Genomic DNA, 14,860 nt, shown 5'->3' on the forward strand with positions numbered 1-14,860 from the left:
AGGATGTATATGATCAAGAAATGCTTGTTCCCGGCAGCCGGCTACGGCACCCGCTTCCTGCCTGCTACCAAAGCCATGCCCAAGGAAATGCTGCCGGTGGTCAACAAGCCACTGATCCAGTATGGCGTCGAGGAGGCCCTGGATGCCGGCCTGAGCGAGATCTCCATCGTGACTGGCCGCGGCAAGCGCGCCCTGGAAGACCACTTCGACATCAGCTACGAGCTGGAAACCCAGATCAAGGGCACCGACAAGGAAAAATACCTGGTCGGTATCCGCCGTCTGCTGGACGAGTGTTCCTTCTCCTACACCCGCCAGACCGAGATGAAAGGCCTGGGCCACGCCATCCTCACCGGCCGTCCGCTGATCGGCGACGAGCCGTTCGCCGTGGTGCTGGCGGACGACCTGTGCGTCAACCCCGAAGGCGACGGCATCCTCACCCAGATGGTCAAGCTGTACAACCAGTTCCGTTGCTCGATCGTCGCCATCCAGGAAGTCGACCCGCAGGAAACCAACAAGTACGGTGTGATCGCCGGCGACATGATCCGCGATGACATCTACCGGGTCACCAACATGGTCGAGAAGCCCAAGCCCGAAGATGCCCCTTCGAACCTGGCGATCATCGGCCGCTATATCCTGACCCCGGATATCTTCGACATCATCCAGAATACCGAGCCAGGCAAGGGCGGCGAGATCCAGATCACCGACGCGCTGATGAAGCAGGCCCAGGACGGCTGCGTGCTGGCGTACAAGTTCAAGGGCAAGCGTTTCGACTGCGGCGGCGCCGAAGGCTACATCGAGGCGACCAACTTCTGCTTCGAGAACTACTACAAGACTGGCAAGGCGTACTGATCCGTCCTGCGCTGGTACGAAAGCCACCCCTCGGGGTGGCTTTTTTGTCCCCAGCGCGCAACGGCGGTATGCTGGGCGCCAGCCAAGGAGACTGAATGCATGGCCTACGATTTTGATCTGTTCGTGATTGGCGCCGGTTCCGGCGGTGTGCGTGCGGCGCGCTTCGCCGCGGGGTTCGGCGCCAAGGTGGCGGTGGCCGAGAGCCGCTACCTGGGGGGCACCTGCGTCAACGTCGGTTGCGTGCCCAAGAAGCTGCTGGTGTACGGTGCCCATGTGGCCGATGAACTCGAGCAGGCGGCAGGCTTCGGCTGGACCCTCGAGGAGGGGCACTTCGACTGGGCCACGCTGATCGCCAACAAGAACCGTGAAATCGAGCGCCTCAACGGTATCTACCGCAACCTGCTGGTCAACAGCAGTGTGACCCTGCTCCAGGGCCATGCGCGCATCACCGGCGCCCATGAGGTGGAGGTCGAAGGCCAGCGCTACAGCGCCCGGCATATCCTCATCGCCACCGGCGGCTGGCCGCAAATACCGGACATCCCGGGCAAGGAGCTGGCCATCACCTCCAACGAAGCGTTCTACCTCAAGGCATTGCCGCGACGCGTGCTGGTGGTCGGCGGCGGCTACATTGCCGTGGAGTTCGCCGGGATCTTCCAGGGCCTGGGCGCCGATACCACGCTGCTGTATCGCGGCGACCTGTTCCTGCGCGGCTTCGACGGCTCGGTGCGTACCCACCTCAAGGAAGAGCTGGAAAAGCGCGGCCTGAACCTGCAGTTCAACAGCGACATCCAGCGCATCGACCAGCAGGACGACGGCAGCCTCAAGGCCACCCTCAAGGATGGCCGCGAGCTGGTCGCCGACTGCGTGTTCTACGCCACCGGGCGCCGTCCGATGCTGGACAACCTGGGGCTGGAGAATACCGGCGTCGAACTCGATGCTCGCGGTTTCATCCGTGTCGATGAGCAGTACCAGACCACCGAGCCTTCGATCATCGCCATCGGCGACGTGATCGGCCGCGTCCAGCTCACCCCGGTGGCCCTGGCCGAAGGCATGGCCGTGGCGCGCCGTCTGTTCAAGCCCGAGGACTACCGGCCGGTCGACTACCAGAATATCCCCACCGCGGTGTTCAGCCAGCCGCCGATCGGCACCGTGGGCCTGACCGAAGAGCAGGCGCTGGAGGCCGGGCACAAAGTGCAGATCTTCGAGAGCCGCTTCCGTGCGATGAAGCTCACCCTGACCGATATCCAGGAGAAGACCCTGATGAAGCTGGTGGTCGATGCCGACACCGACAAGGTCCTGGGGTGCCACATGGTCGGGCCGGATGCCGGGGAGATCATCCAGGGCCTGGGTATCGCTCTCAAGGCCGGCGCCACCAAGCAGCAGTTCGACGAGACCATCGGCGTGCACCCGACGGCGGCCGAAGAGTTCGTCACCATGCGCACGGCCACGCGCTGACGCAAGGCCGCTCCCAGCAGATCCTGAGGGAGATTACCCAGCCCTTCGGGCTGCGCAGTCACGCGGAGAACCATTGATTAGCGCAGCCCTGTGGGAGCGGGCTTGTCCCGCGATCAAGGGCGAAGCCCTTGCCATGCCGCCGCGATGGCAGGGCCGGGCCAATCGCGGGGCAAGCCCGCTCCCACAAGGACGCATCCCGTCGTGAATACCCGCAATCCTTTGCTCAGCCCAATCCCTTCTATTAATTATCCTCGGTTATAGCCAAAACCAATCACGAGCATGAGGTTTGCCAATGAGCGTTTATCGATCTCGTTGGTTAGGATTCTCTCCGTCAACTGATTTCAACCCCATGAAGGAGTGTCTCTCATGCCAATCATCAACAGCCAGGTCAAACCGTTCAACGCTACCGCCTACCACAAGGGCGAGTTCGTCCAGGTCAGCGAAGCCGACCTGAAGGGCAAGTGGTCCGTCGTGTTCTTCTACCCAGCCGACTTCACCTTCGTCTGCCCGACCGAACTGGGTGACCTGGCCGACAACTACGCCGAGTTCCAGAAGCTGGGCGTGGAAATCTACGGTGTGTCCACCGACACCCACTTCACCCACAAGGCCTGGCACGACACCTCGGAAACCATCGGCAAGATCCAGTACCCGCTGATCGGTGACCCGACCCACGTCATCGCCCGCAACTTCGACGTGCTGATCGAAGAAGCCGGCCTGGCCGATCGCGGTACCTTCGTGATCAACCCTGAAGGCCAGATCAAGATCGTCGAAATCAACGACGGTGGCGTAGGCCGCGATGCCAGCGAGCTGCTGCGCAAGGTCAAGGCTGCCCAGTACGTTGCCGCCCACCCGGGTGAAGTCTGCCCGGCCAAGTGGAAAGAAGGCGAGGCCACCCTGGCGCCGTCCCTGGACCTGGTCGGCAAGATCTGAGGTCCATGCGTCAATCGCGGGCGGTAGCCAGCCGCCAAAGCTGAAGTAGCTGCCGCCCCGTCAAACGCCCGGGCGATCTCGCCTGGGCGTTTTTGTATCCGAGTTTTGAAAAAGGAATCGCCCGTATGTTGGACGCCACGCTTAAATCGCAACTGAAAACCTACCTGGAGCGGGTCACCCAGCCGATCGAGATCGTTGCTTCCCTCGACGACGGCGCGAAGTCCCGCGAATTGCACGACCTGTTGGTGGAGATCGCCGGCCTGTCGAACCTCATCACCCTGCGCGAGGACGGCAGCGACGCCCGTCGCCCTTCGTTCTCGCTCAACCGCCCGGGTGCCGACATCAGCCTGCGCTTCGCCGGCATCCCCATGGGCCATGAATTCACCTCCCTGGTGCTGGCGCTGCTGCAGGTCGGCGGCCATCCGTCCAAGGCCAGTACCGACGTGATCGAGCAGATCCAGGCCTTGGAAGGCGAGTTCACCTTCGAAACCTATTTTTCGCTGTCGTGCCAGAACTGCCCGGACGTGGTCCAGGCGCTGAACCTGATGGCGGTGCTCAACCCCAACGTACGCCACGTGGCCATCGACGGTGCGCTGTTCCAGGATGAGGTCGAGGCGCGCAAGGTCATGGCGGTACCGAGCATCTACCTGAACGGTGAAGTCTTCGGCCAGGGCCGCATGGGCCTGGAGGAGATCCTCGGCAAGATCGACACCAACGCCGGCAGCCGCCAGGCCGAGAAGATCAACGCCAAGGACGCCTTCGACGTGCTGGTGGTCGGTGGTGGCCCGGCAGGCGCCTCAGCGGCCATCTACGCGGCGCGCAAAGGCATCCGTACCGGTGTCGCGGCCGAGCGTTTCGGCGGCCAGGTGCTCGACACCCTGGCGATCGAGAACTTCATCTCGGTGCAGGAAACCGAAGGCCCGAAACTGGCCACGGCGCTGGAAGAGCACGTCAAGCAGTACGACGTGGACATCATGAACCTGCAGCGCGGTGAAGCGCTGGTTCCAGCCACCGACGGCGGCCTGCACGAAGTGCGCCTGGCCAGTGGTGCGTCGCTCAAGGCCAAGACCGTGATCCTGGCCACCGGCGCCCGCTGGCGCGAGATGAACGTGCCTGGCGAGCAGCAATACCGCGCCCGTGGCGTGGCCTACTGCCCGCACTGTGACGGCCCGCTGTTCAAGGGCAAGCGCGTGGCGGTGATCGGTGGTGGCAACTCCGGCGTGGAAGCGGCCATCGACCTGGCAGGCATCGTCGCCCAGGTGACCTTGATCGAATTCGACAGCCAACTGCGTGCCGACGCCGTACTGCAACGCAAGCTGCACAGCCTGGCGAACGTCAAGGTCATCACCAGCGCCTTGACCACCGAAGTGCTGGGCGATGGCGAGAAGGTCACCGGCCTGCGCTACAAGGACCGCAGCAACGACCAGGTGCATGACGTGGCGCTCGAGGGGATCTTCGTGCAGATCGGCTTGCTGCCGAACACCGATTGGCTCAAGGGCACCGTCGAGCTGTCGCCGCGTGGCGAGATCATCGTCGATGCCAAAGGCCAGACCAATATCCCCGGTGTGTTCGCCGCCGGTGATGTGACCACGGTGCCGTACAAGCAGATCGTCATCGCCGTGGGCGAGGGCGCCAAGGCCTCCCTGGCTGCCTTCGACCACCTGATCCGTACCTCGGCGCCGGCTTGAGGAGCCTGGGGCCGCCTTGCGGCCCTTTCGCGGGACAAGCCCGCTCCTACAGGAGGTGTAGGAGCGGGCTTGTCCCGCGAAAGGGCCTCGAGGCGTATCTGTCTATAGTGTTAGACAGACCCGCTGACGGACCACGCCCATGACCCTCATCAGCCGCGAACCCTGGTGGCTAGTGCCGCCCAAGCCCGGGCAGCAGGAGCAGGACCTGCACTGGGGCTACCTGGAAATCTATTCCGACGGCCGTACCATCTTCGTCGACCAGCGCCCCAGTGACCGGGAGCTGGCCGAGCGCAAGAGCTGCCGCAACTTCCCCGACCCCGAACAGCCCTGACTCAGCCCTCGAGCTCGGCCAGGCGTGCCTCCAGCGCAGCGACCCGCGCCTCCAGGGCTTCGATCCGCTCTTGCGACACATTGCTGGCAGCGCTGCGCTCGCCGCCACTTTGCTGGCGCGCGGCCAGGATCGCCTCGATGTCCGCCGGGTCGCCCAGGGCATGGGTGTAGCGGTCTTCACGCTGGCCGGCCTGGCGTGGCAGGTGCAAGGCCAGGCCACGGGCGATCAGGCGCTCGAGCTGATGCTGGATCTGTTCCACATCGTCGAAGTCGTGCAGGCGGTTGCTGCGGGTCAGCAATTCGCCGAGTGTCTGTGGCCCGCGCAGGAACATCAGCCCCATCAGCACCAGTTGCGCCGGCACCAGTTCCAGGGCCTTGTCCACCCGATGCTCCCAGCGGTCGGCGCGGCTGCCCATCTGCAGGCGGGTCATGTCCTGGCCTTCCAGGGTACGCAAGGCCTGGCCGACCTGGCCGGGCGAGAGGTTCATCACCGGTTCACGGCTGGTTTTCTGGTTGCAGGCCAGGACCAGGGCGTTGAGTGTCAGCGGGTAGGTTTCCGGGTTGGTGGCCTGTTTTTCGATCAGCGAGCCGAGTACACGGATTTCGATGCTGTTGAAGCGGCCTGCGCTTGCGGTTTCGTGTTCTGACATGGCCCTGTCTCATGGCGAGGAAAGGCCCCTAGCCTAGGTAATGCAGCTGCGTTAGGCAATCAGCTTGCCGTCTCGGCAGCCGGTTGCGGCGCACGATTGGGGGGAAAGCCCGCGCACGGCGCTAGCCGGCGCGGGAGGGGCGATCAGAAGCGATAGGCCACGCTCGCTTCCAGGGTCCGCGGCGCACCTGGGGTGATCAGGTCCACCGAGCCGTGGGCGGAGGCGTAGTAGTCGCGGTCGAAGGCGTTCTTCAGGCGCAGCGCCATGTCCCAGTGTTGTTCGCTGTACAGCAGCGCGGCGTCGAAGGTGGTGTAGCCGGGCATCACCACCTGGTTGTCCAGGGCGGTGTAGCGCTCGTCCACGTAGTTGGCACCGGCGGCCACACGCCATTGCGGGGTGAGGGTACGCACCAGCCACAGGTTCGCGCTGTTGCGCGGTGTCAGCGTCGGGGTCTGGCCCTCGTTGGAGACGCCGTTGGTCTTGGCGTTGGACTTGACGATCTCGGCATCCAGGAAGGCGTAGCCGGCGTAGACCTGCCACTTGTCCGAGAGCTGGCCGCTGATGGTGGCTTCGAAGCCGTCGGTGCGCTGCTCGCCGGCCAGGATGGTCAGGCCAGGGGTCACCGGGTCCGGGGTACGCATGTTGGTGCGTTCCAGGCGGAAGATCGCCGCGGTCACCGACAGCTTGCTGTCGAGCAGGTCCCACTTGGCGCCCAGCTCGTAGTTGGTGGTTTTTTCAGGTTCCAGGTCGGCGTTGCCTGCGTTGACCGCGAACATTTCGCCCGAAGGCTGGTAGCTGCGGCTGACGGAGACGTAATACGACTGGATCTGGTCCGGCTGGTACACCAGGCCGACACGTGGGCTCCAGGTTTTGTCGGTGCGATCCAGATCGACGTCGGCTGCGCGGATGTCGTCGTATTCCTGGCCGAAGATGTCGTAGCGCACGCCGAGCAGGGCTTTCCATTGGTCGTTCAGCTCGATCAGGTCCTGCACATAGAAGCCCGCGGTCTGCTGATAGTTGGTGCCTTTGGACGACAGGTTGGCCGCATGTTCCGGTACCGGTACCAAGGCATCGCGATAGACCGGAACGTGGGTCACGTTGTTCTGGTTGAACACCCGCTGGTACTTGTCCTGGTAGCCCACTTCCACACCATAGAGCAGGTTGTGCTGCATGCCGGCCAGTTGTGCTTGCTGCTTGAGTTCGGTCTGGTTGAACACGCCGTACTCGTCGCGGGCCACGTTGCCGCGGTTGAGCTTGACCAGCAGTTCGCCGTTCGGCGCGGTGACGAAGCGGGTAGGGCTGCTGTCGGCCAGGGTGTTGTTACGGTCCAGGTCGTAGTGGTAGTAGCGGCTGGTATTGGTCAGCGTGAAATCGTCGTTGATGCGGTAGTCCAGGCTCGCGGTGAACGAGAACACCTCGCTGCGGGCATAGTCCTGGTCCGCATCGCCGGAGCCGAAGCGCTTGTCACGGTCGACGTCCACCGGGCGGTTGCCCAAGGCCGGGATGCCGAAGTCGATCAGGCGCTTGTCGTACAGGTAGGTGGCGCCGAGGTTCAGCTCCAGGTCGTCGGAGAGGCGGAAGTAGGCCGACGGGGCGATGGCCTTGCGGTCGATGTAGCCATCGTCGCGGAAGGTGTCGCTGTCTTCGAAGGCGCCGGTCAGGCGGTAGGCCTGGTTGCCTTGCGGGTCGGCCCAGCCGGTGTCGAACTGGGTGCGGCGCTTGCCCTCGGTGTCCAGGGTCATGCCCACTTCGTGCTTGGGCGCGAAGCCTGGCTTCTTGCTGACGCTGTTGATCAGGCCGCCGGACGAGCCACGGCCATAGAGCACGGCTGCCGGGCCTTTGATGACCTCGACGCGCTCGATGTTGGACAGGTCGCGGAAATACAGGGCGTCGTCGCGCACGCCATCGATGTACATGTCGCCAATGGCGTTGAAGCCACGGATGGTGACCTGGTCGCGCTGGCCGTCGCCGTTGGACAGGCCGACGCCAGGTACGTTCTTGAGTACGTCCTCCATGGACTGGGCACCCTGGTCCTTGATCACGCTTTCAGGGACGACATTGACGGTCTGGGGGATATCGCGCAGGGGCGCGTCGATCTTCAGCGCGCTCTTGCTTTCGGTGGCCTTGTAGCTCTGCTGCTCGTAGGCACCGTTCACCGAAGTCGCCGGCAGGGCCAGCGTGTCCTGGGTTTCAGCGTGAACAACAGGCACTGCCAGCAGGCCCAGCATCGACAGGGATGCTGGGGCGACGTACTTTTTTGCCATTGAGAATCACTCGCGTTGTTTTTATTGGGTGCGAATACTATCGATTCACAAATGTAAATCAAGTGTAAAGATGAACATTCGAACGAATACCTGGGCAATGGCGGGCACAAGCAAAACGGTGTCTTGAACAGTCAAGTCCGTGCGGGACAGGCACGCTGAGCGCCTAGTCCGAATGGAGGGTGCGGGGTGGTTTTTGGAGGGAGTAGGGTCGGGTCTACAATCACCCGTCAAGGAAGGTGAACGCAGTGGACCTGGAACAACGCATCGACCGCCTGGAAGCCCTGGAGGCTATCCGCCAGCTCAAGCATCGCTACCTGAACGCCTGCGACCTGAAGGACGTGACGACCATCCGCGACTGCTTCGCCACGGGCGAGGTGCTGATCGACTATGGGCCGCTGGGCCTCTTCCGTGACCGGGAACCGTTCCTGGCGTTGTTCCGCGAGTTGGCCTGCGTGCCCAGGGTGATCGACCTGCACCACGCCGCCAACCCGGAGATCGACTTCCAGGACGCCGACAACGCCAGGGCCCGTTGGGCCCTGCATTACCAGAACCGCGACGGCGAGACCGGGGCGACCCGCCAGTTGGGCGGGTTCTACCAAGACCGCTACCAACGGGTGGAAGGGCAATGGCGTATTGTCGAAACGGTGTTCCGCGGTCACTTCGAAGTGGCTCGTCCAGGGGGCGGTTGATCACTCCCTGGCCTTGTGGCCACCCTGGTCGCGGCCCACCTGGTTCGAGGCTTCCGGCAGCGAGGTCACCTTGATCGCCCGCGCCGGCACGGCGAATTTCGCGCCGATGCCGGCGAACTGTTCCAGCAGCTGGAAGTTGATCGCCTGCTGGATATCCATGTACAGGTTGTACCCCGGGTCGAGCACGATGTAGACGCATTCGAACTCCAGCGACTCCTTGCCGAAACCGCGCAGGTGGGCACGGTCGAAGCGCACCTTGTCCTGCTTCTGGATCACTTGCGCGACGATGCCCGGCGCCTTCTTCACCGCTTCGGTGGGGGTGTCGTAGGAAAGGCCGAACTCGAAGACGATGCGCCGCTCCTGCAGGCGCTTGTAGTTCTGGATGGTGCTGCTGATCATGCCGGCGTTGGCCATGACGATCTGCTCGCCGCCGAGGCTGCGGATGCGTGTGGTCTTCAGCCCGATGTGCTCCACCGTTCCGGCCAGCGGGCCGATGACGATGAAGTCGCCCACTTCGAACGGCTTGTCCACGGCGATGGAGAGCGAGGCGAACAGGTCGCCGAGAATGTTCTGCACCGCCAGCGCCACGGCGATACCGCCCACGCCCAGGCTCGCGACGAAGGCGGTGATGTTCACCCCGAGGTTGGAGAGCATGGCCAGCAGCACCATCGACCAGAGCAGCACCCTGGCGCCCCAGGCGGACAGCGTGGCCAGGGCACTGCCCTGGTAGAGGCCGGCGCTGCTGTGCCGGGCGAAATAGCGGGACAGGCCAAGGGCGATGGCGCGGTTGGCCCACAGGCCTATCTGCAACGCAGCCACCACGAACCATAGGCTGCCGACCCGGTCCAGCCAGCGCTCCGGCAGGTCCAGCACGCTCAGGCCGATGAGCAGGGCGGCGAGGAACAACAGGACATTGCTGGTGCCTTCGAGCACCTTGGCCAGCACCTGGGCGAAGTGACCATCATGGGCGGACCAGCCCTGCACCGTGCGCTTGACGAAGCTGATGGCCCAGCGGGCGACCAGGAAGGTGACCAGGCTGACTCCCAGGGCCAGCAACCAGTTAAGGACAGAGATGCCAAAGATGGTCGAGTTCGTCAGCGGGTCCAGCAAGCGTTCGTTCATTGTCGATTGCCCCTCCGAGGCGGTGATGCGCACATGGTCGTTAGAAGGGCGTGGGCTGCGGGGGTTGGGCTGGGTGGGTGGGAAGCTCGACGAATGGTCGAGCGTCGATCATGGGCTGTGCGGGCCGACAACCTGGCGCTGTTCGTGCCGCCTCGATCGCTGCCAGGCCGGCTCCCACGTGTATTGCGCTGCGGTCGTAGACACCGCCGAACCTGTGGGAGCCGGCTTGCCGGAGATGGGGACACGGGGCCCGCTAGGCTTCGGGCTTGGGCGCAAAGCGCAGGATGGCGCAGGCGATCAGTGCCGACAGCAGCGAGCCGAGGAGGATGCCGATCTTCGCTTCGTCGATACGCTCCGGCTGCCCCGGGAAGGCCAGTTCGCCAATGAACAGGCTCATGGTGAAGCCAATGCCGCAGAGCATGGCCACGCCATAGATCTGCAGCCAGCTGGCACCGCGCGGTTTGGCCGCCAGACCCGTCTTGACCGCCAGCAGCACCCCGGCGAACACCCCCAGTTGCTTGCCCAACAGCAGACCCAGGGCGATGCTCAGCGGCAGCGGGGCGAGTACGTCGCTCCAGCTCAGGTGGCTGAAGGACACACCGGCATTGGCGAAGCCGAAGGCCGGCACGATCAGGAAACCGACCCAAGGTGCCAGGCCATGCTCAAGCTTGAGCAACGGGCTGGCGTCGTCACCTTTGCCGGGCCCGGCGCTGTAGGGAATCAGCAGCGCGCCGACCACGCCGGCGATGGTGGCATGCACGCCGGAGAGCAGGGTCACGTACCACAGCGCGACGATGCCCAGCAGGTAGGGCCACAGCGACACCACGCGCAGGCGGTTGAACGCCAGCAGGACAACGACGATCCCGGCCGCCGCCGCCAGGGCCACCAGGTTGATCGACGAGGTGTAGAACAATGCGATGATCGCCACTGCGCCCATGTCGTCGATGATTGCCACCGAGACCAGCATCACCTTCAACGACAGCGGCGCATGCCGCCCCAGCAGCGCCAGGGCGCCGACGGCGAAGGCGATGTCAGTGGCGGCAGGGATCGCCCAGCCACCGGCAAGCCCCGGTTCGTTGCGCGAAAACGCCAGGTAGATCAGCGCCGGCAGGGCCATGCCCATCAGTGCCGGCAAGGCCGGCAGGCGCCGTTGTTCCCAGGTGGCGAGCCGGCCATCGACCAGCTCACGCTTGATCTCTAGGCCCACCAGCAGGAAGAACACCGCCATCAGGCCGTCGTTGATCCACAGGTGCACGGTCATCGGCCCGAGCTTGTCGCTGAGCGTCGGCCCCACGGGCAGGTGCAGCAGGTGTTGGTAGGCCTCGGCCCAGGGGCTGTTGGCGATCACGATGGCCAGGGCTGCGGTGAACATCAACAACACGCCGCCTGCGGCTTCGCTGGCCAGCAAGCGGCGCAGCACCGATAGCGAGGTGAGGGTGGGAAGGGGAGCATTCATCAAGGAGTCCTCGTTCATGGCGTCGCCTGCGCAAAAGCAGCGGTGCGTCGGAGCGTGGACACAGCGAAACGATGGCGCCGGATGGTCCGGACCACTGCAGCGAAAGGCGAGAAGAAGGGAAGGGTGTGGCGCATGGCCGTGCCGACCGCATAAAAGCGGAACAGCAAATGCCAGGAATGTGTGGAGGCTGCATGCAACATGGACTGACTCTCGGAAAACAAATGAATGTTCTCCGTATTCGGGAAGGCTCCCGGGCGCACGCAGCACACGCCAGGCAGCAATTCTACGGAGGTAGGTGGCGATCCGCCTGCGAAGTTTGCATCAAAATGTTGCCATTACTATGCGGGTGGGGCGCCGCAGGGGTCATGCCGCTGTCATGCGCCCTTGGTAAGGTCCTGGCGTTTTTGCGTCCAACAACAAGAAGGTGGCCTTGATGGTGAGTACCGGCACGCTCCGCAAACAGATCATTCTCCGCTCCCGGGACATGCGCAGCGAGGCGTTCGGTGCACTGTTCTCGCGCATGTTCGACAACCTCTACGCCGATTCGCTGGTGCTGTCGGACGACCTGCTCATCGGTGGCGTCTACGGTCGTCATGAGGGCGTCAGCTTTCGCCGCATGCACTACCAGGGCGATTGTTGCGTAACCTTCACCGACCCGCAGGACGAGATCACTTTCGTGTTGCCCAGCGCGGGCAAGGTGGTCTTCGGCCATCAGGGCGAAACCGTCGGGCTGCCTGGCATGGGCCTGGCCATCGAGAAAAGGTCGTTGCGTACCTTGCGCTTGAGCGACGGCCATGCCCAATGCGGCATGTCGATCCGCCGAAGCCTGATCACCGAGCGCTTGGCGACATTACTGGGCAAGCCGGTGTTGCAGCCGATCCGCTTCGAGCCGGTGGTGTCGCTGGAGGTTGCTGCCTGTCATGGCATTCGCGCCTTGCTCGAGCTGGCCACCGGCAACGAGTTCGACCAGCTGATCCATGCCGGTGCGCTGATGCCGGTGCGTTTGCAGGAAATGCTGGTCGACGCGGTGCTCGAGGCCTGGCCGCACAACCATAGCCAAGCCTTGCGCCGGCCCGTGCCGCAGATCGCGCCACGGCACGTGAAGCTGGCCATGGACTGGATCCGTGCCCACCCATCGAGCGCGACCAGCGGGACGGACTTGGCGGCCCTCGCCAACGTCAGCTTGCGTGCGTTGCAGCAGGGGTTTCGCAGGTTCCTGGGATGTTCGATCGTGGATTACCAGCGGCAAGTGCGCTTGGAGCAGGCCTACGAGTCATTGGTGCATGGGGAGCCTGTTTCGGTGTCTCAGGTGGCGTTGCGTCATGGCTTCAGCAATGCGGGGCGGTTCGCGCAGTATTTCCAGCAGGCCTATGGCGTGAGCCCTGCGCAGGTTCGGCGCAGAGGTTAGGCCGTTGGGGGGCTGCTACGCAGCCCCAAACCGTCAGAACGCGTAGCTGGCCTTCAGGCTACCGCTCACCCCATGGCTGTCACCGCCACCGCCAGCCGCCACTTCAGCCCCCACGCTGAACGCTCCGAGGGAGGCCATCGCATTGACCCCGGCAGTGAACAGGTCGCGGTTGTCGTACGCCGCGCGCTGTTCGATATCCAGCCCCAGCAGGTGGCCTTCGCTGTCGACCTGATGATCGCCCAGCACATGCTCGTACCCCAGCGTGAACCCCGGCACCAGCTGCCAACCACCGCTCAGCTCTACCGGCGCCAGGCTGGCCTGGAGGTTGGCTACCGCGCTGCGCCGGGTTTCCTGGAGGCTGTCCACCTCCAGCGCCAGCTCGCTGCCTTTTTCGGTGAAGCCCGAACGGTCCACCTGGCTGACGCGCACGCCTAGGCTTGGCTCCAGCGTCAGGGTGCCCGCCTGCATCCGATAGCCCAGCGCCAAGCCGGCCCCGGCCAGGTTGCCATGGCTGTCGCCCTTGGCCTGGCCCAGGCCGTTACCCAGGTCGCGTTTGCTCTGGTAGTCGAACCAGCCGGCATGGGCATCGGCCTCGATGAACAGCCCTTGCTCAAGGCTATCCGGCGCGAAGCGTGCGCCTGCGCTGAGGAAGGTCAGGTCGGTGTCCGCCTCGCCGCCGGCACCGCCGATGTTGCCGCGGCTGTAGCCGAAGCCTGCATGGGCGCTGAGCTGTTCGGAAAAGCGCTGGGTCAGGCCGATCATCAGGCCTTGGCTGTGCTCGTTGCTGCTGCGTGCGTGGGACGAGCCGTCGGTGCCCAGGTAGCTGGCCAGGGCTGTGCTCCACAACCGCGTCTGGCCGACCTTGAGGTCCGTGCCGCTGGCGAAGGGCGCGCTGGCCTGTTCGATCATCGTGCCCTGGCGCAGCAGGTAGCTGGCAGCGTCGGCATGCACCTGGCCACCGACGGTGGCCTCGACGCCGCCCAGGCTGCCGGCATCGATGGCCGATTGCAGGTAGTAGTTGTAGGCGCTGTAAGTGCCCGACAGGCGGCTGTCCTGTAGGCCCTGCAACAGCCGCGCGCCTGCCGCGGCGTTGCCTTGCAGGCCAGCCTGGCCGGGCAGGCTGTTGAATCGGACCATCTTGCCACGCAGCACGTAGAGGGTTTCCTGGGACAACCCCAGGCCTTGCTTGAGGTAGTTGTCCATGCTGCCGTAGCGTGCCTTCACCTCGTCCAGCCCTGCCTGCAGGTAGCTGGCCTCCACGCCGATCAACGGCCCATAGATCTCGGCCAGGTTCGGCGGCAGCGAATCGAGGATCGCCGCCATGCGCTCGGCGGTGTAGGCGTTGGTGGCCAGGTAGTCCTGCATGATGGTGGCGTCGTCGACACCGGCGATGCTCTGCAGCAGCGCAGCGGTCCAGCCGGTGCGGTCCTTGCCGGCGGTGCAATGGAACAGCGCCGCGTCCTCGGTGCGGGCCAGCTCGTTGAACAGCACGGTGTACTGGCTGCGCATGCCGGCATCGTAGACGAAGGCACGGTTGGTTTCCTTCATCATCGCTTCGGCTTCGGCGGCGCTGCGGAACACCATGTCGGTGATGTTGGCCCCGGAGGTATTGTTGCCGATGATGTCGATGTTCCGGTAGGCCGCACCGGCCGGCAGGGTGTCGGGGGTGGCGGCGATCTCGCTGGGGGTCCGCAGGTCGAACACCGTGCCGATGCCCAGAGGGGCCAGGGCAGCCAGGTCCGAGGCGGTCGGGGTCACGGCGTTGGAGCGGTAGAACACCCCTGCGCGCAGGGTGCCGTCATGAGCGGTGCTGTAGGCAGTGGTGGTGCCGGCGATGTCACGGAAGTTGTCCATGCCCACCAGGCGCGGGGTATCGAGCGGCTCGGCGCCATGGGCGGCGGAAATGGCGAGGGTCAACAGGGACAGGGAGCAAAGGACACGTGGGTACACGGAGCTAGCCTCGTTGTTGTGTGATTAGGCCAGCAACTATTAGCGTGATCGTCGACCGGTGTTAGCACC

General features: G+C 64.4%; 12 protein-coding genes. 7 read left to right on the plus strand and 5 right to left on the minus strand.

Going from position 1 to position 14,860, the window contains the following annotated elements; all coding sequences use genetic code 11:
* The first annotated feature begins 9 nt into the window (after positions 1 to 9).
* The 5 genes from galU (at position 10) to AC1MHZ_RS14260 (ending at position 5,253) form a co-directional block, all read left to right on the plus strand.
* On the plus strand, positions 10 to 849 hold the full coding sequence (gene galU / locus AC1MHZ_RS14240) for a UTP--glucose-1-phosphate uridylyltransferase GalU (RefSeq protein WP_084859143.1): 840 nt from the start codon (positions 10 to 12) through the stop codon (positions 847 to 849).
* A 99-nt stretch (positions 850 to 948) separates the two neighbouring features.
* Positions 949 to 2,304, plus strand: coding sequence for a glutathione-disulfide reductase (gene gorA / locus AC1MHZ_RS14245; RefSeq protein WP_084859142.1), 1,356 nt, complete (start codon positions 949 to 951; stop codon positions 2,302 to 2,304).
* Between the two features lie 366 nt (positions 2,305 to 2,670).
* Complete coding sequence (ahpC, locus tag AC1MHZ_RS14250; protein ID WP_043211767.1) at positions 2,671 to 3,234, plus strand: alkyl hydroperoxide reductase subunit C; 564 nt, start codon at positions 2,671 to 2,673, stop codon at positions 3,232 to 3,234.
* A 125-nt stretch (positions 3,235 to 3,359) separates the two neighbouring features.
* Positions 3,360 to 4,922, plus strand: coding sequence for an alkyl hydroperoxide reductase subunit F (gene ahpF, locus AC1MHZ_RS14255; RefSeq protein ID WP_084859141.1), 1,563 nt, complete (start codon positions 3,360 to 3,362; stop codon positions 4,920 to 4,922).
* A 139-nt stretch (positions 4,923 to 5,061) separates the two neighbouring features.
* Positions 5,062 to 5,253, plus strand: coding sequence for a hypothetical protein (locus tag AC1MHZ_RS14260; RefSeq protein WP_482966524.1), 192 nt, complete (start codon positions 5,062 to 5,064; stop codon positions 5,251 to 5,253).
* Between the two features lies 1 nt (position 5,254).
* Here the strand turns inward: AC1MHZ_RS14260 and AC1MHZ_RS14265 are convergent, their stop codons facing one another.
* Positions 5,255 to 5,902 (minus strand): YceH family protein, encoded by a 648-nt coding sequence (locus AC1MHZ_RS14265; RefSeq protein ID WP_084858908.1) that lies wholly within the window; start codon positions 5,900 to 5,902, stop codon positions 5,255 to 5,257.
* Between the two features lie 143 nt (positions 5,903 to 6,045).
* A complete protein-coding gene (locus AC1MHZ_RS14270; RefSeq protein WP_482966525.1) occupies positions 6,046 to 8,166 on the minus strand; it encodes a TonB-dependent receptor in 2,121 nt (706 codons plus the stop codon).
* Positions 8,167 to 8,411: 245 nt separating this feature from the next.
* Here AC1MHZ_RS14270 and AC1MHZ_RS14275 point away from each other — a divergent pair, with 245 nt between their 5' ends.
* Positions 8,412 to 8,855 (plus strand): nuclear transport factor 2 family protein, encoded by a 444-nt coding sequence (locus AC1MHZ_RS14275; protein ID WP_482966526.1) that lies wholly within the window; start codon positions 8,412 to 8,414, stop codon positions 8,853 to 8,855.
* On the opposite strand, the gene AC1MHZ_RS14280 is transcribed toward AC1MHZ_RS14275, so the two are convergent.
* Positions 8,856 to 9,977 carry a mechanosensitive ion channel family protein gene (locus AC1MHZ_RS14280; protein ID WP_482966527.1) on the minus strand — a complete coding sequence of 374 codons (1,122 nt, stop codon included), beginning with the start codon at positions 9,975 to 9,977 and terminating at the stop codon, positions 8,856 to 8,858.
* Between the two features lie 253 nt (positions 9,978 to 10,230).
* The gene (gene nhaA / locus AC1MHZ_RS14285; RefSeq protein WP_482966528.1) at positions 10,231 to 11,433 is read right to left on the minus strand and encodes a Na+/H+ antiporter NhaA; all 1,203 of its coding nucleotides are present in this window, start codon (positions 11,431 to 11,433) and stop codon (positions 10,231 to 10,233) included.
* A 433-nt stretch (positions 11,434 to 11,866) separates the two neighbouring features.
* Here nhaA and AC1MHZ_RS14290 point away from each other — a divergent pair, with 433 nt between their 5' ends.
* Positions 11,867 to 12,841: an AraC family transcriptional regulator gene (locus AC1MHZ_RS14290; RefSeq protein ID WP_324813022.1), complete on the plus strand. Its 975-nt coding sequence runs from the start codon at positions 11,867 to 11,869 to the stop codon at positions 12,839 to 12,841.
* 33 nt (positions 12,842 to 12,874) lie between these two features.
* On the opposite strand, the gene AC1MHZ_RS14295 is transcribed toward AC1MHZ_RS14290, so the two are convergent.
* Entirely contained in the window at positions 12,875 to 14,791 is a 1,917-nt protein-coding gene (locus tag AC1MHZ_RS14295) for a tyrosine-protein phosphatase (protein WP_084858903.1), read from the minus strand.
* Positions 14,792 to 14,860: the final 69 nt, after the last annotated feature.

Source organism: Pseudomonas sp. FA-1, from assembly GCF_056856075.1.

Excerpts from the sequence above, each read along its gene's own strand:
- ahpC (WP_043211767.1), top strand. The coding sequence starts at position 2,671 with ATGCCAATCATCAACAGCCAGGTCAAACCGTTCAACGCTACCGCCTAC.
- AC1MHZ_RS14260 (WP_482966524.1), top strand. The coding sequence starts at position 5,062 with ATGACCCTCATCAGCCGCGAACCCTGGTGGCTAGTGCCGCCCAAGCCC.
- nhaA (WP_482966528.1), bottom strand. The coding sequence starts at position 11,433 with ATGAATGCTCCCCTTCCCACCCTCACCTCGCTATCGGTGCTGCGCCGC.
- galU (WP_084859143.1), top strand. The coding sequence starts at position 10 with ATGATCAAGAAATGCTTGTTCCCGGCAGCCGGCTACGGCACCCGCTTC.
- AC1MHZ_RS14290 (WP_324813022.1), top strand. The coding sequence starts at position 11,867 with ATGGTGAGTACCGGCACGCTCCGCAAACAGATCATTCTCCGCTCCCGG.
- AC1MHZ_RS14270 (WP_482966525.1), bottom strand. The coding sequence starts at position 8,166 with ATGGCAAAAAAGTACGTCGCCCCAGCATCCCTGTCGATGCTGGGCCTG.
- AC1MHZ_RS14265 (WP_084858908.1), bottom strand. The coding sequence starts at position 5,902 with ATGTCAGAACACGAAACCGCAAGCGCAGGCCGCTTCAACAGCATCGAA.
- AC1MHZ_RS14280 (WP_482966527.1), bottom strand. The coding sequence starts at position 9,977 with ATGAACGAACGCTTGCTGGACCCGCTGACGAACTCGACCATCTTTGGC.
- gorA (WP_084859142.1), top strand. The coding sequence starts at position 949 with ATGGCCTACGATTTTGATCTGTTCGTGATTGGCGCCGGTTCCGGCGGT.
- ahpF (WP_084859141.1), top strand. The coding sequence starts at position 3,360 with ATGTTGGACGCCACGCTTAAATCGCAACTGAAAACCTACCTGGAGCGG.